This is a genomic window from Tenacibaculum sp. 190524A05c (genome assembly GCF_964036595.1).
Lineage (GTDB): Bacteria > Bacteroidota > Bacteroidia > Flavobacteriales > Flavobacteriaceae > Polaribacter > Polaribacter platacis.
In genome coordinates this window covers 3,171,156-3,194,699 of sequence record NZ_OZ038523.1, presented here as the reverse complement: position 1 = coordinate 3,194,699, position 23,544 = coordinate 3,171,156, and the positions used below count along the sequence as shown (strand labels likewise).

Below are 23,544 nucleotides of genomic sequence, written 5' to 3'. Positions count from 1 at the left end.
ATTGGGATGTCGTTTTTTATTTCAAAAAAACAGAAATGCATCTTCAATATGTTTTATCTCAAATGACTTATTTCCGATAACTGAAATAATATCAAATCTAACTTCTATATCTAAATTAGATTCCTGCATGTAATGATCTAGAGCCGCAGTGAGTAATTGAATTTTCTTTTGATTGATAAAGTCTTGAGGATTCCCAAAGTAATTTGACGTTCTTGTTTTTACTTCAACACCAATGATTATATCATCTTTCTTAGCAATTATATCAACTTCGGCTTTGAGAAATCTGTAATTACGACGCAGTATTCGATATCCTTTTTCTATTAGGTAATTTACTGCGGCATCTTCTCCTCTCTTACCTAGTTCATTATGTTGAGCCATAACTTTTTCCTACAAAAATATCTATATTTGAATTAATATGAATGAAGAAAAATTATTTAAATACCTTTCCTTTTTAAAAGCGGAATGTGCTAGACATAGCTATGATGGCCACATCGACGAAGATGAGATCAACCAATTTAATATTGAAATACGTCGTTTTAAAACTTACGTGATAGAATCTGAACTAATCTCGGATTCCTTTAAGCAAGAAATTTATAAAGTTGATTTTAATTTAGATGAAACCAGACATAACCGAACTCAACCTAAGTTTTTAATGTGGTTAATTGGCGGTGATATTGGTAAACAACATACAGAACAAGAGAACAGAAAATATCGTTTTCAAAAACTATCTAATGATATCGAAAGTCTTGAGTTTAGATTAAAAGCGATGTGAGTAGTATTTTATATTTAAAGATAAAATTTAACTTCAAAATTATTTTTAATGCAGTCTTCAAACAAAGAGACAAAACTTCCTAAATCTTCTTTATAATCTTTGAATGTGTAATCTTCATTTCTAAAGTTTTCAATAATTCTATTGGTGTCAAAATCCTGAACAAAAGCTTCGAAATTCAAGACTTTTAAGTACAATTCTAATTCATCTTTTAATTGTATTAACTCATTATCTTTAAAATTCTGATTTTCATCAATCCAGTCAGTAGAATGTAAATTTAAATTGGTCAAAATGGGAAATATAATTTTCACATCCTTTGGCCAATATTGTGAAAGATGAATCAATAAGTTAGGAGCTAATTCCTTGACAGTATTAAATTCTTTATCAACAACTTCAAGCCATCTACCCATAGGAATAAATTTATTTAAAACTCACAGAAGATAATCGATCAGTAACAGATAATTTTATAGTTCGTCCCATAATTAAAGCTCTATTATCAGGTTCATGTCCAGCAGGGAAACCAAATAATACTGGAACATCATTCGGAACAATATCTAAAATTAACTGCTCAATAGAACTTCCCCATGGAGTTGTATTCTTTCTAATTTTAGTCATGTCGCCAACAATAACTCCTTTTACTTTATTGAAATAACCTGCTCTTTTTAAACTTTGCAACATACGATCAATAGCATATTTATATTCTCCTATTTCCTCAATAAATAGAATTTTCCCATCTGTATTCAATTGGCTATCTGAACCTAACATTGATGCTAAAATTGCAATATTTCCTCCTACTAAAACACCTTCAGCATTTCCTTTTCTATTTTCTTTAGATGATTTTATCGTGTACTTTAATTGCTCTCCAAATAACGCTTTCCTGAACGTTTCTATGGTTTCCGCAATATCTACTGGGTCATCTTGCATACTCGTTCCCATCATTGCATGTAACGTTTCCACACCTAAATTATGGACGTGATTATGAAAAGCTGTGATATCAGAATATCCAATAATCCACTTTGGGTTTTCCTTGAATTTTGAGAAATCTAATTGATCTAAAATTCTAACAGAACCATATCCTCCACGAGCACTCCAAATAGCTTTTATTTGAGGATTATCAAGAGCTTCTTGAAAATCTTGACAACGTTGCTCATCGGTTCCTGCAAAATGATTCGCTTGTGTAAAAACATGCTTTCCTATTACAACTTTTAATCCCCAACTTTCGGCTAATTCTTTAGCCTTATCAATTACATGTTTTCTATTCTTTAAAATTCCAGCAGGAGCTACAATAGCAATCATATCTCCTTTTTGTAAATAAGCAGGTGTTGTTAATTTCATGTTTGTTTGAGCATTCATCGATACTAGAACCATCGATAACAAAAGTATTCCAAATCTCTTCATTCGTAAAAATACGTTTTGAATGAAAATTACTAAAATTAGTAGCAATCTACCAAGATTTGCTTTCTTTTTTCATAAAAACTTAACGCTTGATTTCTTTTTGATAGTGCTTCTTCTAAAATTGAAAAAACCTCATTTTGCATGGCAATCGCTCCACAAATCATAATTATGGCTCCATTTTCTAAGTAAGAAATAATAGTATCTATTTGCGTTTGTATCACATCTTGTACATACCTTTTCTCCTTTGCCTCTCTGGAATATACCATGTACAAATTATCAAGCAAATCTTCTCTTAGAATATCTTTATACAATTCTAAAGATTTCTTTGTTCTTAACCCAAAATACAAGTCAATTGATGTAGTTCTCTGTTCGAAAATCATTCCTAAGAATGGAGCAATTCCTGTTCCGGTAGCAATCATAATTACTTTAGAAGCTTTTTTAGGAAAATGAAAAGATGGATTTCTTTTAATAAAAGCTTTTATAGATTCTCCTCGCTGAAGATTATATAGATAGTTAGAGCATAATCCCAATTCGTGCTTTCGTATACTCAATAAAAGTGTATTATTTATTTTGGCTATTGAATATAATCGCTCGTGTGTTTGATTATTTGCATAAACACCTAACAAATCTCCTGAAGTAAATTTTTTATGACAATCATCAAAAGTTAGTAAGAACGTATCATCGTTATTGATTTTTACATTAGAAGATAACTCAAGAGCAAATGATTTTTGTTGCTTACTCACAATCCTTTTATCTAACTGTAAGTTAACTGACAACTTATGATTTAATTCCTGTGTCCACTTTGAAAAAGCTTCGAAAGATTTATTATTAATCTTATGTAATGGAAGTAATTCTGTCGCATTTTCTTTTTGTTCCAATGCAGATTGAACATCAATACCAAACTGACAAAACTTTGGATAAGACAATGATCCAAATGCAACTACCGAAAATTGAAATGGATGATTATTTTTCTTCTTGATTAATTCTAAAAAATTAGAACCATTTGCTGGTGATTCTCCTTCTCCATATGTAGCAGTTAAGACGATTACATATTTCATTTTCTCATAAGAAGCATACTTGTTTAAATCAGTAATAAAAACTCTTTTACCTTCATTTAAAAGAGCTTTATACAACATTTTACCATAACTTCGAGTACTTCCATTTTCTGATCCCACTAGCAATACAATCTCGCTTTCATCCTTGTTGTATCTATTCTTTGTTTTCCCTCTTTTCCTCTCAAAAGTCATTGCAAATCCAGAATAGATGAAATACAGTGTAACTATACTTGCCAATAATAAAATTATAGACCAAAAAATAGAACCTTGACCTGTATGAAGTAATAAACTATAATATGAGATTAGTTTTGAAAAAGGATAATATACTTCACTCAATACTTCTCCAGTGATTTGATTCACTGTTATCTCTTTGTTTTTTAATTCTAACAGAAAATAATCCTCAACATCTGAAGAAAATGGGAATTCAATTTTTCTAAATTGTGACAGTTTCGTGTTATTAAATATTTCAAATTCAGCAATTGTTTTTTTGGGAGCTGAGTTTAATCCATCGAAATCTATAACATGTTTGGTTTTATGTTTAGGTAATAGATTGAACTTTTCTAAGGATAGATATACTCCTGTAAACGTTATGATAAGTAGTGGAATTAAGAAAAGTCGTCCTAGAGCTACGTGAGAGAATTGATAAAAATTCTCTTTCGAAATGTTGGAAAAGAACTTTTTAAATCCGCCTTGTCTTTTAAGAATTAAGATCAATCCTGAAATTGTAATTAGAAACAGTAAAAAAGAAACGAAACCAACAATAAAACGTCCTGTACTTTTTAAGAATAATGATCTATGTAAACTTGTAGCAAACTTGAAAATAGCTGCCTTTTCATCAACTTCTCCAATTTTCTTTCCCGTTTTCGGATGAATATAAATAGTTTGACTTGCTCCTGCTTTCGTAATTACAGAAGCAATAACAAAATTCTCATGATTACGTTCAACAGAAATCACCTCTTCATATTCGTGCTGTAATACCACAACCATTTCGCCAACAGAAATATCAGATACATCTGAAATAGCAAAAGGTTGCATTTGATTGGAAATTGGTTCAAAGGCCAATATTATTCCAGTAATTGAAGCAATTATGATAAATAAAAAAGAAGATACAGCCAACGTGAAATGACTGTACCTCCAAATGGACATAGACATATTTACAACTAAACAGTTATTTTGATTAATTCTGCGGCATCATTCTTACATAACGAATAAAGCCTTTTCCTTCGAACTTATTCTTCACGTTTGCTGATGTGAGTTCAAACTCAACATCGTCTGCATAATATTCTTGATCTTCCACTGCTGTCTCAAAACGAATTTTATAACCAGCATCAATTTTATCAACGTCAATTTCTAAAACTTTTATAGCACGTTGACCGCCACTAATTGTTGCTCCTGTAACAGCATCGATATCGTTGCGTTTCTTTCCGTAAAAATCCCACCATTGATAAATTTCATGATACCATTCATCATCATCACCTAAAACCTGAAGTGTTTCTAGATATTTACCCTCTTTATCTAAAAGTGAAACTACGACATATGCTCCTTCACCATCATAATTCTTTAACTGAATCATGCATTTGTACTTACTGCGTTCAATAGTTGTGAAAGCAAAAGTAATTGCGCATAATAATAGTATTCCTGTAATTTTTTTTAGTACTCCCATGTATTCAAATTATTTTAAAAAACTTAAATCAAACTTTGATAACTGTTCATTTTCCTTTGCCAAATCTAAAACCGTTTCATCAAAACTTGTTGTTACCGATTTATCTGCTCCTTGCCTTAATAAATACTCAATTATTTTTGGGTTTTTAGCCACCATAACTGCTTTTTGCAATGCAGTTACACCATCATTATTCTTTGCATTTACATTGATATTAAATGCTTTCAAAAATTTTAATAATGATACGTCACCTTTATCAGCAGCAAGATGTAATAATGTATTTCCATCTTTTTGAGGTGTCGTAATATCAAAACCTTTTTCCTGAAGCAATTGAATTTTTGAAGTAAATTCTTTCTCCTTTTTTGAAGAATACGTTTGTGCCAAATAGTATCCTAAATTGTTTCCTTTTTTGTCTTTTACATAAACATTTGCGTTCTGCTCTAATAAGTATTTAACAACTTCGGGTGTATTCCTCATCGCTCTTGTAAGCGCAGATTGTCCTTTTGTATTTATCTCATTAATATCTTTAGTATGTTTTCTAAGTAATTTAATTACCGCTAAGGAGTTTCTAGAACTTGCGTTCATTAAAGCTGTATTACCTTCTTCATTTTTGGAATTTACATCTGTTCCTTTTTGAATAAAGTATTGAATAGTCTCAATATCTTTATTTGAATACCCAAAATTGTGTAACGGGGTTAAACCTTGCTTATTCCTTATATTCGCTTGAACTCCTAATCCTTCCAAATATTTAAAAAACTCAAGAGAATTATATCCTCTTCTTCCTCCTTGCGAAGCCATTATCATGGCATTGCCACCATTTTTATTTAATTCTTTAAATGGCAATCCTCTTTTAATTAATAAATCAATGATGGTTCTATTTCCTTTTTTCGCTGCATAGTTTACGGCTCCATTACCTTTATAATCAGTATCTGTAAGTTTCAATCCTTTAGACACAAAATAATCTACCAGATCCAAATTCTTTAGCGAAGGAATCACTAGAAGTAAAGCATTTGCTCCACTTTTACTTTTCTCTATTTTAGGATTTGCTCCTTGCGAAATCAGATAATCATATAACTTCCTATTCGTTTGTCCTGCTGTTGCGGCAAAATTTAAAACTGAATAACCATGACTGTCAATGATATCTGTTTTAGCTCCTTTTGAAACCAAATACTTCATTAATTCAACACGATTGGTATAAGCTGCCCAGAAAATATAAGTTCTTCCGTCATGGGTAATTTTATTAACGCCATTTCCTTTAATTGTAAGTAAATATTTAATAATATCATCACTAACAACATCAGATTTTTCCAATAAACCATAAGCAATAGCATCAAAACTATGTCTGTTTAACTGTGTCGGATCGTTTCCTTCTGCGATTTTCTGCTTTACTAACGCTAAGGTTGGTTTTGATTTCCAAAAAGACCTTTCAAGGAATATATTTTTACTTTTTTGCGCCTGAAGAAGCATTGAAGCAAATACAAAAATTAGTAACGATTTTACTTTCATAATACTGAATTTAGAAGTGCAAATATAGTATTATTTATAATTAATCTAAATTAATTTAGATTGTTTAGCATGATTTAACATTATGACCGTAAAAACAAGACGCTCAAACAAATTATTAACTACATTTGTAACCCAAAATATTTAAGATTTTACACTAACAATGAGTTCTTCAAAAAGATATACAATTACAGCTGCATTACCGTATACAAATGGACCTATCCATATTGGTCATTTAGCTGGAGTTTATGTGCCTGGTGATATTTATGCACGTTTTTTACGTTTAAAAGGAAATGATGTGGCTTACATCTGTGGATCAGATGAGCACGGTGTTGCTATTCCTATGCGTGCGAAGAAAGAAGGTGTTACACCTCAGCAAATTATCGATAAATATCACGGAATTATTAAGCAATCTTTTGAAGATTTTGGAATTTCATTTGATAACTACTCACGTACTTCTGCTGAAATTCATCACGAAACTGCTTCTGAGTTTTTTAAGAAAATGTATGAAGATGGTGAGTTTGTAGAGGAAGTTTCTGAACAATTATATGATGCTGAAGCGGATCAGTTTTTAGCAGACCGTTTTGTTATTGGTACATGTCCGAAATGTGGATTTGAAGAAAGTTATGGTGACCAATGTGAAAACTGTGGTACAAGTCATAATGCTACAGATTTAATTAATCCTAAATCGGCAATTACAGGAAATGTTCCTGTTTTAAAACAAACAAAACACTGGTTTTTACCTTTAGATAAGCACGAAGCATTCTTACGAGAATGGATTTTAGAAGGTCATAAAAGTGATTGGAAATCTAATGTATTAGGACAAGTAAAATCTTGGATTGATGATGGTTTACGTCCTCGTGCGGTAACTCGTGATTTAGATTGGGGGATTCCTGTACCTGTTGAAGGAGCTGATGGAAAAGTATTATACGTTTGGTTTGATGCTCCAATCGGTTATATTTCTTCTACAAAGGAATGGGCTACTCGAGAAGGTAAGAATTGGGAAGACTATTGGAAAGATGAAAATACCAAATTAGTTCACTTTATTGGAAAAGATAATATTGTATTTCACTGTATTATTTTCCCTTCAATGTTAAAAGCTCATGGTGGATATATTTTACCAGAAAACGTTCCAGCAAATGAGTTTTTGAATTTAGAAGGAAATAAGTTATCAACTTCTAAAAACTGGGCGGTTTGGTTACATGAATATTTAGAGGAGTTTCCGGGACAGCAAGATGTATTGCGTTATACATTAACGGCAAACGCTCCTGAAAATAAAGACAACGATTTTACTTGGAAAGATTTCCAGGCTAAAAATAATAACGAATTAGTTGCCATTTTTGGAAACTTTATCAACCGTGTTGTTGTACTTACGAACAAGTATTATAACGGAATAATTCCTGTGCCAGGAGATTATTCAGAAGTAGATGAAGATGTTTTAGAGCAATTAAAACAATTTCCTGATGTTATTGCAAAATCTATTGAACGTTATAGATTCAGAGAAGCTTCTCAAGAATTAATGAACTTAGCACGTTTAGGAAACAAATATTTAGCAGATGAAGAGCCTTGGAAAGTAATTAAGGAGGATGAAGAACGTGTAAAAACTATTATGTATGTTGCTTTACAAATTGCTGCTGCGCTTTCTATAGTTTCTGAACCATTTTTACCATTCACTTCATCAAAATTAAAATCAATTTTAAAAGTTGATGAAAACTTAAGCTGGAATGACGTAACTGAAAAGGAAGCTTTATTACCTGAAGAACATCAAATTGGTAAAGCGGAATTGTTATTCTCAAAAATAGAAGACAAAACTATTGAAGCTCAAATTCAGAAGTTAGCCGATACTAAAAAGGTAAATGAAGCTGCCAACAAAGAAGTAGAGCCTCAAAAAGACACTATTGAATTCGATGATTTCACTAAAATGGATATTCGAATTGGAACTATTTTAGAAGCAGAAAAAGTAGCGAAAACTAAAAAATTATTGAAGCTTAAAGTTGATGTTGGAATTGATGTTAGAACCATTGTTTCTGGTATCGCAGAGAGTTTTAAACCAGAAGATATCGTTGGACAACAGGTTACTGTATTATGTAATTTAGCTCCGAGAAAAATACGTGGTGTGGAAAGTCAAGGTATGATTTTAATGACAGATGCTGAAGATGGAACTTTAGCTTTTGTAGAGCCACAACAAAAAGTACAAAACGGCGGACAGGTCTGCTAACAAAAAAGAGCCTTTTTCAAGGCTCTTTTTTTATTCTCTTTGAATCACTACACTTTCAATATCATTAAATTTTGTAGCGTATATTATATTCTCAGGTTTATATTCGAACCGTAGAACTCTATTTGGTTTACCTTTTAATTCATAGATTTCACCGTTTTTTACAAACTTAAATTCAATTCCAGAAACTGCAGTTTTTTGGGACAATGATGTTTCATAAATACCGTCTTTGTCTTCATCAGTCAATGGCACTTCTACTTTCCATCGAGGATTGGTAAAATTTCCTTTTACACCAATAGATTTTACATCTTCTACCCCCCTCATGTCAATCTTTACTTGAACAGTTTTTAGATGTTGTTCTTGCACACAACTTGTTGTAATTATTGCTATTATAAGTATTGCTAATTTTTTCATTTTATAATTTTTTAGATATTAAATAATCGATTCCGAATCTTCCTGATCCTAAGTATAAGTTATAGGTTGCCATCCATAGGAATCCCATGGCTGGTAACATTCCCCAAGTTCCTTGACTCCATTTTTGCATAAAAATGGCTACTAACATGGTACAGATAATTAAAAAAGATGTAATTCTTGTTTTGAATCCGAATGCTAATAATAATCCTCCAACAGCTTCACTAAAAGCACCCATCCAAGCGAAGAAAACCGGAAATAACGCGAATATTCCTCCATAAGCTGCCACGTCTTCTGGAAACCAAGCTGAAACTTCAAATAAACTTAGGTTGCGGTCTGCCGGCGTCCATGGCATTCCAAACTTACTGGCACCGAAATCTATTGTTAGTAACATTCCACATATAAATCGGATAATTGCAAAGTGTAAATCTACTACCCAATGTTTTTGTAATACAGGTGTAATTAATTTTTTAAGAACAGTTTTCATAAGTAAAATTTTTATCTCATTTTTGATGACACAAAGATTTCAAATTACTTATGCGTGGACGACTTATAACGTATTTAGAAGGCTCATTTACGATTTGAGACGTCTTATTTTGGTAAATTTTGTAAGAATTCGGTTGGTGAAGTATTGGTTATTTTCTTGAAAACTCTATTGAACGTAGCTTTACTATTAAACCCACAATCCATAGCAATTCCTAAAAGAGAAAGTTGTTTATGAGCTCCATTTTCTAGCTCTTTTTTAAACGCATTTACTCTGAACTCATTAATAAAATCATTAAAGTTCTTCTGAAAGCCTTTATTTATAATTTGAGAAAGTTCATTACGATGCATTTCTAATTCCGAAGCTAAATCCGACAAGTTTAACTCTGAATTCAAATATGGTTTTTCGGTTTTCATAAATTCAGAGATCAACTGAACTTCATCTTCTGATATGTTTTGATTTGTTTCTTTTTGAACAGTTTTAATTTCATTTGGAGTAAAACTAAATGACAAATTATTCAGTTTTCCTGTATCTGTAAAATAACCTCTCACTCCAATATAAATGGTAATAATCGCCATAAACAAATTCAACCACCATTGTTGTGTATAACTCAATTCAATAAATGCAACGTTTATTACTGTTTGAATACTACTGTATAAAAAAAGTGAAGTGAAAACTATTAGAAAACTTAACACCCAATTCAGTTCTAGTTTGTAGGTATTAGAAAAGTACTCTTTAATCTTAGTTCGGTAGTTGTAAAATAGCTGAAAAGTAAATGCCAAATACAATAGCATAACCGAGAAATCTAAAAATACCAAAACTGGTTGTACTATATTTTCATCTAAGGCAATTTTTAAAACTCCGTTTTGCTTATCATTAAAACCTGGTTGTAACGAATCGTAGATATAAATAAACACTCTAAACAGTATTAGACAAATAGCCAATGCAAAATGTAAAACATCTCTTCTTTTAAATTTAAAATTAGACTGCGTTATAGATTTTACATAAAAATAAATCAACGGTCCTAAAGCCAAAGCTATTGGCATTAACCAATAATTTATTTTAGTGGTTTTATAAACATTGTACCATCCCATAAAACCAACCGTATAACAGATTTGTTGATAACAAACTAAGAGTAAAATTGATGCTAATATAAAATGAGATATGTTTTTCCCTTTACTAAATTTCGCAAATAATAAACCTGATAGTAGCACTCCTTGAACCACTAAAACTAATAATGGAGTACTATAAAAATTGAAATCTGGAAAAGTAGAAAGTGGTAATATCATACTCAAATATAAAAAATATAGTCTGCCAACTTCAAGCAATGCTATAAGGTTTCTTTAATATTATGTAAATTAGCGTATTAAATGTTGGTATATGATTAAAAAATTACCCCTAGTTTTAATCTTATTTTGTAGTTGTTTCGGATTTTCACAAGAAATGATTGGTGAAATCGAACATTCATTAAAAGAAACAAGCAAAAAAGTACGCGGATCCCTAACAATTGTAAATCATAAAAACAATGATATTGCTACATTCATTAGCGATCAATACAATATTTATGGTTATTTAACCAATGCTGAGTTTGAACCTAAAAATGAATTAACATTACCAAGAAATAGTAAATTTAGCGGTATTGTTGGTAAGACATTCACAGAAGACACCTACACTTTTATTGTATCAAACAAACATCTTAAAAGTTTTGATCTAATAGAATTTGACTTTAAAAAGGATACAGCTTATTATAAAAATGATCGTTTTTATTCAAAAGGAATGACGCTTTTACAAACTTTAAATATGGGAGATAAATCTCATTTGCTTTTTTTAAAACAAAAAACATCGGAATTAGTTGTAAAAACCTATTTCAACGACGGAAATTCAACTTTAAAAAAGTTCAACATTAAAAATGTAAAGTTGTTTTTAAATGATACTATAGAAACTACCCTTTCTAAGTTATTATACAACGTATTGTATAATGATTATACAATAACAAAACTACATTCATTAGAATATCAAACTTCCGAATTAGAAAAAGATAAACTGCAACATATTCCTATTGAAAGCGCAACGGATTTCACGAAATTATATGCCAGTGAAAATAACATCAAAATAGTGTTGGATAAAAACAAATTCTACACTCAAATTCTATCTCTCGACTTAAAGAAAGAATCCTTTTCACTTCAAAAAATTAAAAAACCATTCTTTGAAATTCCGAGCACTAAAAAAACCACGAATTCATTTCTTATAAATAATTTATTATTCGCTGCAGCTTGTACCAAAGATGAACTAAAAATTGATGTACATAATTTAGAGAATGATCAACTCATCAAAAGTTATACGATCTCATCAAATACGTCTTTTCCATTCAATAATTATAAATTGTTACTAGATGGTGAGAAAAAGAGTTCTCAAAAATCAAAGAAGAAATTCTTTAGAACCTTGTTATTTAGTGATATCGGAATTTTTGTTAATGAACTTTCTGATGGATTTACGATTACTGTTGGAGGTAAAAAGCCAGCAACGCTAGATAATCCGACAATGGGTGTGAATATGACAGATAACGCAGCTTTATATTCCGTGAATAATTACAGAGGATTTTTGGATCCACATTCTTATATTTTGAATGTATACCGAAATGTTGAATCGACCTTCCTTACTTATGCAGTCGACAAGGAGCTAAATATTACAAATTCGAAAGTTCAAGAAAACATTTATCATAAAATAAATAGACATATTAAAAAGGCTAAACTTAATACGAATCAGAGTCATTTATTCAGGCTAAATCAAAAAACAATTTATAGTTATTACGACCGACAAAATAATAGTTATAAATTTTTAGCATTCTAATAAATTAAATAGTTTTGAATATCTCTTTAGAATAAGAATGCTTAAAATCGCGTACCATCCTATTTACAATCATCCATTGCCGGATAATCATCGATTTCCAATGGATAAATACGATTTAATTCCACAACAATTAGTGCATGAAGGAACATGTACAGAAGATAATTTCTTTGAACCAGAAATACCAAATAACAAACATTTCTTTTCGGTTCATACTCCTGAATATTTTTTCGATCTATTAAACATAACACTTTCAAAGAAAGAAGAGCGTAAAATTGGTTTTCCGTTAAATGAACAACTAATTGCACGTGAAATGATTATTACAGATGGAAGTATGAAAGCTTCTGAATTTGCCTTAGAACATGGAATTGCCATGAATATTGCCGGTGGAACACATCATGCATTTACTGATAGTGGTGAAGGATTTTGTTTACTAAATGATCAGGCAGTTTCCGCTCGTTATCTCCAAAGTAAAGGACTCATAGAAAAAGCATTAATTGTTGATTTAGATGTACATCAAGGAAATGGTACAGCAGAAATTTTCAGAGATGATCCTTCTGTTTTTACTTTTTCTATGCATGGAAAAACCAATTATCCATTTCATAAAGAACAATCTGACTTAGATATTCCACTAGAGAATGAAACCAGAGACGAAGAATATCTTTCTCTATTAAAAAACACATTACCAAAATTAATCTACGAACACCAACCAGATTTTATTTTTTATCAATGTGGTGTGGATATTTTAGAAAGTGACAAACTAGGTAAACTAAGCGTTTCATCAAAAGGTTGTAAAGAACGAGATCGATTCGTTTTACAGACTTGTTTCGATGAAAAAATCCCAGTTATGTGTAGCATGGGTGGCGGATATTCTCGTGATATTAATATCATTGTTCAAGCTCACGCGAATACTTTTCGTTTAGCTCAAGAAATATTTTTTTAGTTTATTTTTGCGAAAAAAAAATGCGTAAAAAAGTATTTACATTTCTATTAGTATCAATTCATTTTTTCAGTTCGTCCCAAGAAGAAATTGGTTCATTTATAAATACTTTAAAAAATAATGACGCAAATATTCTTGAGTCTTTTTCTGTTTTTAACAAGAAAACAAAAAACATAGGAACCTTTCTAATTGAAAAGAAAAGAATTTATGGGTTTCTATTAGATCAAAACTTTAATCTTAAAACTAAACTTTTATTAGATGAGAAGAATAAAAAATATAGTTTAGTTCTAGGTAAAATGTATGATTCTAATAATAATTTCAAGATTATCCTTTCAGATAAGAATAAAAGTAAATTCGCGATAATTACTTTTAATTTTTCTAATGGACAAACCTCTTTATTAGAAGATACTTTTAGCGCCAAAAAATTAATTTTCTTACAAAGTATAAGTAGGGACAATAAAGTTCACTTACTTTTTTTAGATAGGAATTCATATAATATTGTTTCAAGAAATTATAAGTCAAATGGATCAAGTGATTCATTCAATTTTGACTTTAGTAATGAAAAATTCCTCATAACAAAAGACAAAGAAATTTCTCTTAAAAAATTAATTCCTGATTATTCAAACCCAGAACATAGAGAAATTAAAAATATTGCTTTCGAATTAACTAAAGTAAGTGAAGAATCTTACGATACAAATCTAGAATATGGTTTCTTATCAACAACCCATAAAAGAAAACAAACGTCTCCTATTTCAATAGAAACTGCATCGAAATTAAGTAAGTTATATATTAGAAAAAATGATGTTGTTATAACTTTCGATAAGAATAAGTTCTATACTCAAATTTTATATCTAGATCTGAATACTGGAAAGTATAAATATGAAAAAATTGAAAAACCCTTATTTGAATCTAAAAAATCAGATAAGACATCTAATTCATTTATAATTGATCATTTTTTACTTTTAATAACCTCAACCAAAAAAAGACTAGTTTTTAATATTTATAATTTGAAAAATAAGGCTTTAATTAAACAATTTAATATTAAAAATAAAGAACCTATACAGTTCAGTAATACGCCAATAATTCAAAAAGGTGGTGACTTTAAGCAATACAGAGAATTAGAGAAAACAAAGCAATTTCTGCGAAAAATATCCTCTTCTAAAATCGGAATTTCGGCTTTTAGAAATACTACTGGATATGAAATAACAATTGGAGGTAGAAAACTTGTTACTTCTGGAACCTTTGTGGCTGGGGTAATTGGAGGAGGACTAATGGGTGCTGCATGGGGTATTTCTGCAAGTCCAATTTACTCAAGTACAAACACCTCTTCTTTTGGAGCCTATTTAAAAAACAAATCTGTTCACATAAAGTGTCTTTTTGATAATAACTTTAATCATTTAAGAGGAAATATTGAAAAAAACATTTACGATAAAATTCAAGATTACAACTTCTCTAAAAGATCACCAAGAGATGAAGATATTTACGAGAATAATCAAGCCATTAGAAAACAAGAAGCGATAAATGTATTTAATATTGGTAACGAAACTATACTAGGCTTTTATTCAAGCAACTTTAAAGCCTACTACTTTTACAAGTTTTAAACATGAAAGAAAAAGGAATATTAAAATCCTTCTTTTTTGTTTCTTTGTAACTCTAAATTCATTTTTAAAATACGTACCGTCAATGCAGCTAATTTCATATATATCCTCAAAAACTTCTTACGCTCAAAAAAGTATTCAAAATACGGTTGAATTGTTGAATGAAGATTGTACAATTCCGTTTATTGCTCGTTATCGTAAGGAACGAACTGGAAATTTAGATGAAGTTGAAATTGGAGAAATTGTAGCATTAAAAGAAGCTTTTGAAACATTAGAGAAAAGAAAGAAAGCTATTCTTAAAGCGTTAGAAGAACAAGAAGTACTTAATTCAGAATTACAATCAAAAGTTGAAAATGCACAAGATTTAACGACTTTAGAAGATATTTATTTACCGTATAAGAAAAAGCGTAAAACAAAGGCTGAAACTGCGAGAAATAATGGATTAGAACCATTAGCAAAAATCATTATGAGTCAGAAATCTGATGATTTAGATTATATAGCTTCTAAGTATGTAAATGACAAGGTTGAAAATGAAGATAAAGCTCTAGAAGGTGCTAGACATATTATTGCTGAATGGATTAATGAACGAACGGATATCCGTAATTTAATTCGTAGAGAATTAGAACGCTTTTCTACAATTGTTACCAAAGTTGTAAAAACGAAAAAAGATGATGAAAATGCTCAAAAATTCAAAGATTATTTCGATTGGTCTGAAAATTTAAGTAGAATTCCTTCGCATCGTTTATTGGCAATTTTAAGGGGAGAAAAAGAAGGAATTATTCGAGTTAAGGTTGAAATTGACGACGATCGTGTATTAGAAAAAGTAGATCGTAAATTAATTCGAAGTAATAATGAATGTGGCGCTGAAATTCAATTGGCAATTGACGATAGTTACAAACGTTTATTATTACCTTCATTAACTACTGAAGCAATGAATGTTGCTAAAGAAAAGGCCGATGAATCTGCGATTACAGTGTTTAAAAACAATCTTGAACAACTCTTATTAGGAGCTCCATTAGGAGAAAAAAGAATTTTAGCTATTGATCCAGGGTATAGAACAGGTTGTAAAGTGGTTTGTTTGAGTGAACAAGGTGAATTACTGCATAACACCGCAATTTACCCAAACGCTCCTCAAAATAAAACTACAGAGTCAGCTTACACCATTGAACACCTAATTAAAAAATATAATATCGAAGCTATTTCCATTGGAAACGGAACTGCTTCAAGAGAAACAGAGCGATTTGTAAAGAATATTGCTCTCACAAAAAATCTTGAAATCTTTGTAGTAAATGAAGCTGGAGCTTCTATATATTCGGCTTCTAAAATTGCAAGAGACGAATTTCCTAATGAAGATGTAACTGTTCGTGGTGCAGTTTCAATCGGAAGACGTTTAGCAGATCCTTTAGCGGAACTAGTAAAAATAGATCCTAAATCAATTGGTGTTGGTCAATATCAACATGACGTGGATCAAAATCAGCTAAAAAAGTCTTTAGATACCGTAGTTCAACATTGTGTAAATAAAGTTGGTGTAAATATTAATACCGCAAGTGCTTCTTTATTAAGTTATGTTTCTGGAATTGGACCAAAATTAGCGGAAAACATCGTAAATCATAGAAATCAAAATGGTGTCTTTAAAACACGTAACGATATTAAAAAAGTAGCTCGTTTAGGAGGAAAGGCTTTTGAGCAATCTGCGGGATTTTTAAGAATTAAACAAGGTGCAAATCCTTTAGATGATTCAAGCGTGCATCCAGAGAGTTATTCTTTGGTAAAAAACATAGCTAAAGATCTAAGGTTAAAAACAGAAGATTTAATTGGAAACACAAAGCAATTAAAAGAGATTCAACTCAATAAATATGTTACTTCAGATTTTGGTTTGCCTACGCTAAAAGACATTGTAAAAGAATTGGAAAAACCAGGTTTAGATCCACGTGAAAAAGCGAAAGCTTTTTCGTTTAGTGAGGAAGTAAAAACCATCGACGATTTAAAAATGGGAATGGTGCTTCCTGGTATCGTAAATAACATTACAAATTTTGGATGTTTTGTTGATATTGGGATTAAAGAAAGCGGTTTAGTTCACATCTCAAATTTGTCGGATACTTTTGTTGAAGACATCAATAAAATAGTTCGTTTGCAACAACAAGTTCAAGTAAAAGTTTTAGAAATAGATTTAGCTAGAAAACGTATACAATTGAGCATGAAAAATTAAAACAATATATTTACTCAAAAAAGTAAAAAAATGCTAGTAGTTTTTGGGATACGATCTTCAAAGTTAAAAAGAAAAGAAATACATACTAATTGTTCTAATTGTAATCAAAGTAGAAGACATCGAGTAACGGGAAAAGCCAGTTATTTTCATGTTTTTTGGATACCTGTTATTCCTCTTGGGAAAAATATTATGGTTATCTGTACATCATGTGGTTTTCCTAAAAAGGATTTAAAATTTAGCGATGAACAAGTAAATCTAAAAAGACCTATTTGGCATTTTTCTTCTCTTATATTATTAGGTATAATTATGCTCTATTCTTCAGTTAATTCTGTTATTAGTTCATATAAGCAATATGAACGTCATGATCTATATAGCAAAGAACAAGCTAAATTGAATAGAAAAACTGATTCCTTAAAAAAAGTTTATGATATTGACAAATCAAAATTAAGTCAGTCTCCAAACAGGAACATAGACTCCATTAGTTATACTATAAAAAAAGAGTTTCCATTTCCTAAATTCAATATAAAACTTAGTGATGTTTCGTTATATTCTAAAATTCGCAAACAAAAACTATTAGTTTTACTGAATATTTCGGAAAATTTTGAAACTGACATTAGGTCTCGGATTAATAATATGATTGTTATAAAAGAACTTGAATCTTTTTTAATAGATAAATTTCATAACAATACAACTGATATTTACATCGGCCTTTTTGTGAATGGCGACTTACATATTAGTCATAATAAATCTTTAAAATATTTCGATCAAAGAGAGAGAGAAAAATTATTACTTCAATTTTATTATGATTCCAAAAATGATCATGGATTTCCAATTTTTGAATTCCCATACAATCAAACATCAGAAGAGGAAATTGAAGATTACAATCTTAAAATAAAAACTTTAAACAGTTTCAAAAAAATAAGACCTAAAAAACTAGAGATTGATTCTATAAAAATAGAAAAATTATGGTCTGAAATTTTAAAAGAATATGACTTTACTTACCAAGACGAACCTTATCCCATAGAATATAAACATAATTACGAATTTTTAAAAAACACTAATAAATTAATTCCTAAATCTCTTAGAGTATTTCTTCTTTATAACAATACTTATGGTCCTTTCCTAAGTTATAAACAAATAATGAATGGGAGTTCTAATATAAACGGCATTTTTGAAAACTCAAATTATGACAGCATTTTTGGTAAAAATAAATTGAATACAAAAGGAAAAATAATTCCACTAAAAAATAGTACTTCTTGGATTTTATTCTATGAAGATAATACATACAAATATTTTATTGACTTATTACCTGGTGAAAAAGGATATAGTGAGCAAATTATTAGAATAGACGAAAATGAAAAAGTCTCTTTTGTAACTAAAAATCTAGAATCATTTTTGAAACTATATAAAGACAAAAAAATCCCAACTGATCTCGATGGTTGGATTGATGAAAGATAGTAAATATTGGTATATCATGTTACTGTTTGTTATAAATAGCAGTCTTTAAGAAGAATAAATTTAGCTAGAAAACGTATACAATTGAGCATGAAAAAAGGTGTTTAAAAGCTGATAATTTCGTAAATTTACGGAACTATCTTTTTAAACATTTTGTTATGGAAAATTTAGATGCTGCAAGACTTCAAATGGCATTCACGCTAATTTTTCATATTGTATTTGCTTGTATTGGAATGGTGATGCCTTTTTTTATGGTTGTGTCTCATAAAAAGTGGCTCAATACAGGTAATCCAGTATATCTAAAACTTACCAAAGCTTGGCAAAAAGGTGTTGCCATTTTCTTTGTTACCGGAGCAGTTTCAGGAACTGCGTTATCTTTTGAATTGGGCTTATTATGGCCCGAATTTATGGAACATGCCGGACCTATAATTGGAATGCCGTTTTCGCTCGAAGGAGCTGCATTTTTTGTGGAGGCAATTGCACTTGGATTTTACTTATATGGCTGGAATAAAATTCCTCCTAAATTTCATTGGTTTACTGGAATTATAGTTGGAATTGCAGGTGTCGCTTCTGGTATACTTGTAGTTTCCGCAAATGGATGGATGAATGCTCCTTCTGGGTTTGATTATGTAGATGGAAAATTCCTAAACATTGATCCGGTAAAAGCTTTATTAAATCCTGCTTGGTTTACTCAAGCTTTACATATGGTTTTAGCTGCCTTTACCGCAACAGGATTTGCCGTTGCAGGAATTCATGCTTTTCAAATACTTAGAAATAAACAAAAAGAATTGCATCAAAAGGCATTTAAAATTGCGATAACCTTTGGAGCAATTGCTGCAATTTTACAACCTATTAGTGGTGATATTTCTGCGAAAGATGTTGCTCAACGCCAACCCGTAAAATTAGCCGCTATGGAAGCTCATTATGAAACTTCTAAAGGTGTTCCTTTATATATTGGAGGAATTGTAGATCAAGAAAAGAAAGAAGTTAAATACAAAATAGAAATTCCAAATGCACTTTCATTTTTAGCTTTTGGTGATTTTAATGCAGAAGTAAAAGGGTTAAATGATTTTCCAGAAGATGAAATTCCGAATGTAGCTATTGTTCACTATGCCTTTCAAATTATGGTAGGAATTGGTGGATTATTAATGCTTGCTGGTATTTTCTTTTTCTTCTCAAACTGGAAAAAGAAACATTGGTTTGATAAGAAATTCTTTTGGAAAGTATTTGCGTTTTTAGCACCTGCTGGTTTTATAGCTTTAGAAGCAGGCTGGATTGTTACAGAAGTTGGACGACAACCCTGGATTATTCACAAAATAATGAGAACCAAAGATGCTGTTACACCTATGCCAGGAATAGTATACAGTTTTTATCTATATGTTGTATTATATACTATTCTAACAATTACTGTTACTTGGTTACTACGTCGACAAATTAAATCGTTAAACTCAACTCCAATTTCTAGCTTATGATTTCAGTAGTTTTATTTTTTCTGTTTTTCTCTTTACTGTTATATGTGTTGTTGGGTGGAGCTGATTTCGGTGCTGGTATTCTAGAATTATTTTCTTCAGAAGACAATCAAAAAATTACTAAAAAGACGATTTATCGCGTTATGGGTCCTGTTTGGGAAGCAAATCATATTTGGGTTATTATTTTAATAGTAATTCTTTGGATTGCCTTTCCGCTATATTATAAAGTAATGGTAACTTCATTACATATTCCAATTACCTTAATGTTATTAGGAATTACTTTACGCGGTGTTGCTTTTGTGTTTCGACATTATGATGCCTACGTTGATGAATCTCAACGTGTATACAATTGGTTATTTCATGTTTCTAGTTTAATTACACCTATATTCTTAGGAATGATTTTCGGAGGAATGGTAAGTGGTAAAATTGTTTTAATTACTAAAGACGTACCTCTTGATTTTGTAGAAGCTTATATTCATCCATGGTTAAATATATTCTCTTTTTTAGTGGGCTTATTCTTTGCAAGCCTATGTACTTTTCTTTCTGCTGTTTTACTTATTGGTGAAGCAGATGAAGAAGGATATCCTGTTTATGTAAGGAAAGCTAAAATTGCGACTATTGTTGTTGTCGTTTTAGGATTCATTACGATTGCCTATGGTTATGTTAATAACGTAGAGTTTGTTCATGGAATAACTAGCCATAGTGTTAGTATTGGATTAATTTTAGTTTCTGCAGCATTTTTATATCCTTTATGGTATACTGTCAAAAAAGGAATTCGAATTGCCAGTAGAATTTTTGCAGGGATTCAAGTGCTATTAATTATGACAGTAGCTTTATATCCGCATTATCCTAGTTTATTAATCACTAAAAGTGGTACTTTAAATTTATTAGAAAAAGTTGCACCAGAATCAGTTATTAATGTTTTAGGAATCTCTTTATTGGTAGGTGGTTTATTAATTGTTCCAGGACTATTTCACTTATTAAAATCTTTTAAAATGATAAAGATTTTAGAGAAACAAACCCATTAATTCTATCATTAAAAGTTAAAAAAATCCTAATCATTTTTTTATTTCTAACCGATTGTTTAGCTTTGTGTCGTAGAAATTATTTATGTCTAGAAAAAAACAATACATAGAAGCTGAAGTTTTGGATAAAGCCATGAGATTATTCTGGAGAAATGGTTACGAAAATACTTCAATGCAAATGCTGGAGAAAGAGATGGGTATTAATAAGTTTTCTATCTATTCAAGTTTTGGAAGTAAGCATGGTGTTTTTTTAAAAAGTTTAGAAAGCTATAATCAAAAAACTAGAAGTATGTTTAATAAGCTAAAACAAGGTGAAGGTGGTATTGAAGATATTAAAACATTTTTCTACGACTCTGTAGATGTTTGCTATGTTGATGGGAATCATAAAGGATGTTTAATAACCAATACATATAATGAGTTTTCCAATAAAAATGACGAGAGCATCAATGATTTGATTCATAATTTCATGAAAAATCTAAAACAAATTTTTATTGATAAACTTCAAGATTCATCCAAGGATGACGAAACCGTTCGTAAGCAAGCTAACTTCTTACTTTTAGCAAAACATGGATTGGCCGCAGCGACAAGAGTAAATAACAGAAATGAAATTAAAGATTATATTGAAATGACTTTTAGAAATCTATAGTCATTTTTTTTAACCTATAACTAACCGATCGTTTAGAAATAAAATAAATATAAATTAATAATTATGAGTACTTTAAAAATTCACACAATTGAAACAGCTCCAGAAAAGAGCAAACCATTATTAGAAGGATCACTAAAAGCATATGGAATGGTTCCTGGCTTACATGGTGTATTAGCTTCATCTCCAGAAACATTTGAAGCATATCAAAAATTACATGAGCTATTCTCTAATTCTTCTTTTACTGCTGAAGAACTAACTGTTGTTTGGCAAGCTATTAATGTTGAGCACGAATGTCATTATTGTGTTCCTGCACATACGGCTATTGCCAATATGATGAAGGTAGATACTACAATTAGTGATGCTTTACGAAATGAAACAAAGTTACCTACAGAAAAGTTAGAAGTTCTAAGAGATACAGCATTAAGTATTGTTAGAACTAGAGGTAATATTTCAGATGAAGAATTACAACGTTTTTATAACGTCGGTTATGGACAACAACAAGTTCTAGAAATTATATTAGGATTAGCACAAAAAACTATTAGTAACTACACTAATCACATTGCACAAACACCTATTGATGCACCATTTAAACCTTTTGCTTGGAGCAAAGCAACTGTATAAACAAACAAAAAGCCTTATCATAATCAACTTATGACAAGGCTTTTCTTTTTCACATCCCTTTCCCCAATAAACTAATAGTAAGCATAGCAAGAATCGAACTCGCATCTTCAGGGTCGTAACCTAACGTTTTATCCGTTAAACTATATGCTTAAATATTATACTACTTTATCAGCACATGATGAACTCGCAAAAGCATGAGGCTTAGCTTTAAATTCAAATCCCATCCCTAAAATATATCCCATAGCATCTTTTAAAGCAACATTTGATTGAAACTTGGCATCTGTATTAATGTCTGCGTGCACTTCCAAACTCACATTATGTTTATCTAGAATATTGCAAATTGCATATGCAACTTCTACCGACATTGTTACTTCCTTTAGCATACGTTCTTTAATACCAATTTGCTTAGTCCCTTTTAAATTTTTCATAAACATAAAACCTCCTTTTCCTTCTCTCAATACAACAACTGCCGTTGCATATTCAATGTGAGATTTATAAGCTTGTGAATCTGATCCCACACATACTTTAAGTTTATATCCTTCACTTAATTCTCTTACAATTGCTTTTTCTACAATTTCTGTAATTGGTTCTTGAAAAATTTTACCACTAAAATTTCTCCAATTCTGATTAACAATTTTCATTTTTTTCTTCTCTTAAAATTCTCTTTTTCTTGTGGAACAAATAGTCCCGAAATGTCGGGAGAACCTATATCTTCGGTGCTTCAAACCGACGCATTGACCAACTTTGCTATTGTTCCGTTTTTGGGTGATTTCGGGGCTCGAACCCTATTCTTCTCATCCACAATGAGACGTTTTACCAGTTAAACTAAAACCACCATTTGTAAACCCGATAGGATTCGAACCTATACAACAAGAATCAAAATCTTGTATGCTAACCTTTACATCACAGGTTTATTAGTACAGGAAGAGAGATTCGAACTCTCAATATTCTGATTCTAAATCAGACGCGTATGCCATTTCCGCCATTCCTGCTTTTGTTGAGGCATTGGGATTCGAACCCAAGACTCCTGTGTTAAAAGCACAGTACTCTGCCAACTGAGTTATACCTCATTTTAAATGACTTGGGAATTTTCTTTTTCTTTATTAGCCATGATAATTTATAAATCATCCCAAGTCATTAAACACACTCTCCTTTCTAAAATTTGTCTGGGAAGCAGGACTCGAACCTACAACCTCCTGCATCCAAAGCAGGTAAACAACCAATCGTTATCTTCCCAGTATT

21 protein-coding genes and 7 tRNA genes are annotated in these 23,544 nt (G+C 30.6%); 11 read left to right on the top strand and 17 right to left on the bottom strand.

Annotation, left to right across the window (positions count from 1 at the left end; genetic code table 11):
• Positions 1-21: 21 nt before the first annotated feature.
• Entirely contained in the window at positions 22-378 is a 357-nt protein-coding gene (locus ABNT61_RS14155; protein ID WP_348743691.1) for a YraN family protein, read from the bottom strand.
• Positions 379-415: 37 nt separating this feature from the next.
• Between ABNT61_RS14155 and ABNT61_RS14150 the strand changes: the two genes are divergently transcribed.
• Positions 416-772: a hypothetical protein gene (locus ABNT61_RS14150; RefSeq protein ID WP_348743690.1), complete on the top strand. Its 357-nt coding sequence runs from the start codon at positions 416-418 to the stop codon at positions 770-772.
• A 14-nt stretch (positions 773-786) separates the two neighbouring features.
• Here ABNT61_RS14150 and ABNT61_RS14145 read toward each other — a convergent pair whose 3' ends face one another.
• The 5 genes from ABNT61_RS14145 to ABNT61_RS14125 are packed head-to-tail and all read right to left on the bottom strand — an operon-like array spanning position 787 to position 6,385.
• Positions 787-1,179 (bottom strand): hypothetical protein, encoded by a 393-nt coding sequence (locus ABNT61_RS14145; protein WP_348743689.1) that lies wholly within the window; start codon positions 1,177-1,179, stop codon positions 787-789.
• A 10-nt stretch (positions 1,180-1,189) separates the two neighbouring features.
• Positions 1,190-2,167 carry an LD-carboxypeptidase gene (locus ABNT61_RS14140; RefSeq protein WP_348743688.1) on the bottom strand — a complete coding sequence of 326 codons (978 nt, stop codon included), beginning with the start codon at positions 2,165-2,167 and terminating at the stop codon, positions 1,190-1,192.
• A 35-nt stretch (positions 2,168-2,202) separates the two neighbouring features.
• Positions 2,203-4,371 (bottom strand): PepSY domain-containing protein, encoded by a 2,169-nt coding sequence (locus ABNT61_RS14135; RefSeq protein ID WP_348743687.1) that lies wholly within the window; start codon positions 4,369-4,371, stop codon positions 2,203-2,205.
• A 25-nt stretch (positions 4,372-4,396) separates the two neighbouring features.
• On the bottom strand, positions 4,397-4,882 hold the full coding sequence (locus ABNT61_RS14130) for a DUF2271 domain-containing protein (RefSeq protein WP_348743686.1): 486 nt from the start codon (positions 4,880-4,882) through the stop codon (positions 4,397-4,399).
• A 9-nt stretch (positions 4,883-4,891) separates the two neighbouring features.
• Positions 4,892-6,385: an ankyrin repeat domain-containing protein gene (locus ABNT61_RS14125; RefSeq protein ID WP_348743685.1), complete on the bottom strand. Its 1,494-nt coding sequence runs from the start codon at positions 6,383-6,385 to the stop codon at positions 4,892-4,894.
• 160 nt (positions 6,386-6,545) lie between these two features.
• On the opposite strand from ABNT61_RS14125, the gene metG reads away from it, so the two are divergent.
• On the top strand, positions 6,546-8,600 hold the full coding sequence (metG, locus tag ABNT61_RS14120) for a methionine--tRNA ligase (RefSeq protein WP_348743684.1): 2,055 nt from the start codon (positions 6,546-6,548) through the stop codon (positions 8,598-8,600).
• 30 nt (positions 8,601-8,630) lie between these two features.
• On the opposite strand, the gene ABNT61_RS14115 is transcribed toward metG, so the two are convergent.
• The 3 genes from ABNT61_RS14115 to ABNT61_RS14105 all read right to left on the bottom strand — a co-directional run bounded on the left by ABNT61_RS14115 (position 8,631) and on the right by ABNT61_RS14105 (position 10,781).
• Positions 8,631-9,011 carry a hypothetical protein gene (locus ABNT61_RS14115; RefSeq protein WP_348743683.1) on the bottom strand — a complete coding sequence of 127 codons (381 nt, stop codon included), beginning with the start codon at positions 9,009-9,011 and terminating at the stop codon, positions 8,631-8,633.
• A 1-nt stretch (position 9,012) separates the two neighbouring features.
• Positions 9,013-9,495 carry a DoxX family protein gene (locus ABNT61_RS14110; protein WP_348743682.1) on the bottom strand — a complete coding sequence of 161 codons (483 nt, stop codon included), beginning with the start codon at positions 9,493-9,495 and terminating at the stop codon, positions 9,013-9,015.
• Between the two features lie 104 nt (positions 9,496-9,599).
• A complete protein-coding gene (locus tag ABNT61_RS14105; RefSeq protein ID WP_348743681.1) occupies positions 9,600-10,781 on the bottom strand; it encodes an AraC family transcriptional regulator in 1,182 nt (393 codons plus the stop codon).
• Between the two features lie 91 nt (positions 10,782-10,872).
• Here ABNT61_RS14105 and ABNT61_RS14100 point away from each other — a divergent pair, with 91 nt between their 5' ends.
• From ABNT61_RS14100 to ABNT61_RS14060, 9 genes are all read left to right on the top strand, one after another.
• Positions 10,873-12,342 carry a hypothetical protein gene (locus ABNT61_RS14100; RefSeq protein WP_348743680.1) on the top strand — a complete coding sequence of 490 codons (1,470 nt, stop codon included), beginning with the start codon at positions 10,873-10,875 and terminating at the stop codon, positions 12,340-12,342.
• Positions 12,343-12,379: 37 nt separating this feature from the next.
• Positions 12,380-13,282 (top strand): histone deacetylase, encoded by a 903-nt coding sequence (locus tag ABNT61_RS14095; protein ID WP_348743679.1) that lies wholly within the window; start codon positions 12,380-12,382, stop codon positions 13,280-13,282.
• Between the two features lie 20 nt (positions 13,283-13,302).
• Positions 13,303-14,880: a hypothetical protein gene (locus ABNT61_RS14090; RefSeq protein ID WP_348743678.1), complete on the top strand. Its 1,578-nt coding sequence runs from the start codon at positions 13,303-13,305 to the stop codon at positions 14,878-14,880.
• Positions 14,881-14,962: 82 nt separating this feature from the next.
• Entirely contained in the window at positions 14,963-17,086 is a 2,124-nt protein-coding gene (locus ABNT61_RS14085) for a Tex family protein (protein WP_348743677.1), read from the top strand.
• Positions 17,087-17,116: 30 nt separating this feature from the next.
• Complete coding sequence (locus ABNT61_RS14080) at positions 17,117-18,544, top strand: hypothetical protein (protein ID WP_348743676.1); 1,428 nt, start codon at positions 17,117-17,119, stop codon at positions 18,542-18,544.
• Between the two features lie 155 nt (positions 18,545-18,699).
• The gene (locus ABNT61_RS14075; protein ID WP_348743675.1) at positions 18,700-20,013 is read left to right on the top strand and encodes a cytochrome ubiquinol oxidase subunit I; all 1,314 of its coding nucleotides are present in this window, start codon (positions 18,700-18,702) and stop codon (positions 20,011-20,013) included.
• Positions 20,010-21,038 (top strand): cytochrome d ubiquinol oxidase subunit II, encoded by a 1,029-nt coding sequence (locus tag ABNT61_RS14070; RefSeq protein ID WP_348743674.1) that lies wholly within the window; start codon positions 20,010-20,012, stop codon positions 21,036-21,038. The genes ABNT61_RS14075 and ABNT61_RS14070 overlap by 4 nt, the downstream gene beginning before the upstream one ends.
• 82 nt (positions 21,039-21,120) lie before the next feature.
• Positions 21,121-21,681 (top strand): TetR/AcrR family transcriptional regulator, encoded by a 561-nt coding sequence (locus tag ABNT61_RS14065; RefSeq protein WP_348710236.1) that lies wholly within the window; start codon positions 21,121-21,123, stop codon positions 21,679-21,681.
• Between the two features lie 63 nt (positions 21,682-21,744).
• Positions 21,745-22,302, top strand: coding sequence for a carboxymuconolactone decarboxylase family protein (locus ABNT61_RS14060; RefSeq protein WP_348743673.1), 558 nt, complete (start codon positions 21,745-21,747; stop codon positions 22,300-22,302).
• A 78-nt stretch (positions 22,303-22,380) separates the two neighbouring features.
• Here the strand turns inward: ABNT61_RS14060 and ABNT61_RS14055 are convergent.
• The 8 genes from ABNT61_RS14055 to ABNT61_RS14020 all read right to left on the bottom strand — a co-directional run bounded on the left by ABNT61_RS14055 (position 22,381) and on the right by ABNT61_RS14020 (position 23,540).
• Positions 22,381-22,452, bottom strand: a tRNA-Arg gene (locus ABNT61_RS14055).
• 5 nt (positions 22,453-22,457) lie between these two features.
• Positions 22,458-22,943 (bottom strand): ribonuclease H-like YkuK family protein, encoded by a 486-nt coding sequence (locus ABNT61_RS14050; protein WP_348710239.1) that lies wholly within the window; start codon positions 22,941-22,943, stop codon positions 22,458-22,460.
• Positions 22,944-22,975: 32 nt separating this feature from the next.
• Positions 22,976-23,059: transfer RNA gene (locus tag ABNT61_RS14045), tRNA-Phe, on the bottom strand.
• A 6-nt stretch (positions 23,060-23,065) separates the two neighbouring features.
• Positions 23,066-23,138, bottom strand: a tRNA-His gene (locus tag ABNT61_RS14040).
• 5 nt (positions 23,139-23,143) lie between these two features.
• A tRNA-Gln gene (locus tag ABNT61_RS14035) sits at positions 23,144-23,215 on the bottom strand.
• 5 nt (positions 23,216-23,220) lie between these two features.
• Positions 23,221-23,294: transfer RNA gene (locus ABNT61_RS14030), tRNA-Leu, on the bottom strand.
• A 5-nt stretch (positions 23,295-23,299) separates the two neighbouring features.
• Positions 23,300-23,372, bottom strand: a tRNA-Lys gene (locus ABNT61_RS14025).
• Positions 23,373-23,467: 95 nt separating this feature from the next.
• Positions 23,468-23,540 (bottom strand) — tRNA-Pro (locus tag ABNT61_RS14020).
• Between the last annotated feature and the right edge of the window lie 4 nt (positions 23,541-23,544).

Excerpts from the sequence above, each read along its gene's own strand:
- ABNT61_RS14105 (WP_348743681.1), bottom strand. The coding sequence starts at position 10,781 with ATGATATTACCACTTTCTACTTTTCCAGATTTCAATTTTTATAGTACT.
- ABNT61_RS14095 (WP_348743679.1), top strand. The coding sequence starts at position 12,380 with ATGCTTAAAATCGCGTACCATCCTATTTACAATCATCCATTGCCGGAT.
- ABNT61_RS14080 (WP_348743676.1), top strand. The coding sequence starts at position 17,117 with ATGCTAGTAGTTTTTGGGATACGATCTTCAAAGTTAAAAAGAAAAGAA.
- ABNT61_RS14100 (WP_348743680.1), top strand. The coding sequence starts at position 10,873 with ATGATTAAAAAATTACCCCTAGTTTTAATCTTATTTTGTAGTTGTTTC.
- ABNT61_RS14070 (WP_348743674.1), top strand. The coding sequence starts at position 20,010 with ATGATTTCAGTAGTTTTATTTTTTCTGTTTTTCTCTTTACTGTTATAT.
- ABNT61_RS14145 (WP_348743689.1), bottom strand. The coding sequence starts at position 1,179 with ATGGGTAGATGGCTTGAAGTTGTTGATAAAGAATTTAATACTGTCAAG.
- metG (WP_348743684.1), top strand. The coding sequence starts at position 6,546 with ATGAGTTCTTCAAAAAGATATACAATTACAGCTGCATTACCGTATACA.
- ABNT61_RS14050 (WP_348710239.1), bottom strand. The coding sequence starts at position 22,943 with ATGAAAATTGTTAATCAGAATTGGAGAAATTTTAGTGGTAAAATTTTT.
- ABNT61_RS14135 (WP_348743687.1), bottom strand. The coding sequence starts at position 4,371 with ATGTCTATGTCCATTTGGAGGTACAGTCATTTCACGTTGGCTGTATCT.
- ABNT61_RS14085 (WP_348743677.1), top strand. The coding sequence starts at position 14,963 with ATGCAGCTAATTTCATATATATCCTCAAAAACTTCTTACGCTCAAAAA.
- ABNT61_RS14110 (WP_348743682.1), bottom strand. The coding sequence starts at position 9,495 with ATGAAAACTGTTCTTAAAAAATTAATTACACCTGTATTACAAAAACAT.
- ABNT61_RS14140 (WP_348743688.1), bottom strand. The coding sequence starts at position 2,167 with ATGAAGAGATTTGGAATACTTTTGTTATCGATGGTTCTAGTATCGATG.
- ABNT61_RS14125 (WP_348743685.1), bottom strand. The coding sequence starts at position 6,385 with ATGAAAGTAAAATCGTTACTAATTTTTGTATTTGCTTCAATGCTTCTT.
- ABNT61_RS14090 (WP_348743678.1), top strand. The coding sequence starts at position 13,303 with ATGCGTAAAAAAGTATTTACATTTCTATTAGTATCAATTCATTTTTTC.
- ABNT61_RS14130 (WP_348743686.1), bottom strand. The coding sequence starts at position 4,882 with ATGGGAGTACTAAAAAAAATTACAGGAATACTATTATTATGCGCAATT.
- ABNT61_RS14155 (WP_348743691.1), bottom strand. The coding sequence starts at position 378 with ATGGCTCAACATAATGAACTAGGTAAGAGAGGAGAAGATGCCGCAGTA.
- ABNT61_RS14065 (WP_348710236.1), top strand. The coding sequence starts at position 21,121 with ATGTCTAGAAAAAAACAATACATAGAAGCTGAAGTTTTGGATAAAGCC.
- ABNT61_RS14150 (WP_348743690.1), top strand. The coding sequence starts at position 416 with ATGAATGAAGAAAAATTATTTAAATACCTTTCCTTTTTAAAAGCGGAA.
- ABNT61_RS14075 (WP_348743675.1), top strand. The coding sequence starts at position 18,700 with ATGGAAAATTTAGATGCTGCAAGACTTCAAATGGCATTCACGCTAATT.
- ABNT61_RS14115 (WP_348743683.1), bottom strand. The coding sequence starts at position 9,011 with ATGAAAAAATTAGCAATACTTATAATAGCAATAATTACAACAAGTTGT.
- ABNT61_RS14060 (WP_348743673.1), top strand. The coding sequence starts at position 21,745 with ATGAGTACTTTAAAAATTCACACAATTGAAACAGCTCCAGAAAAGAGC.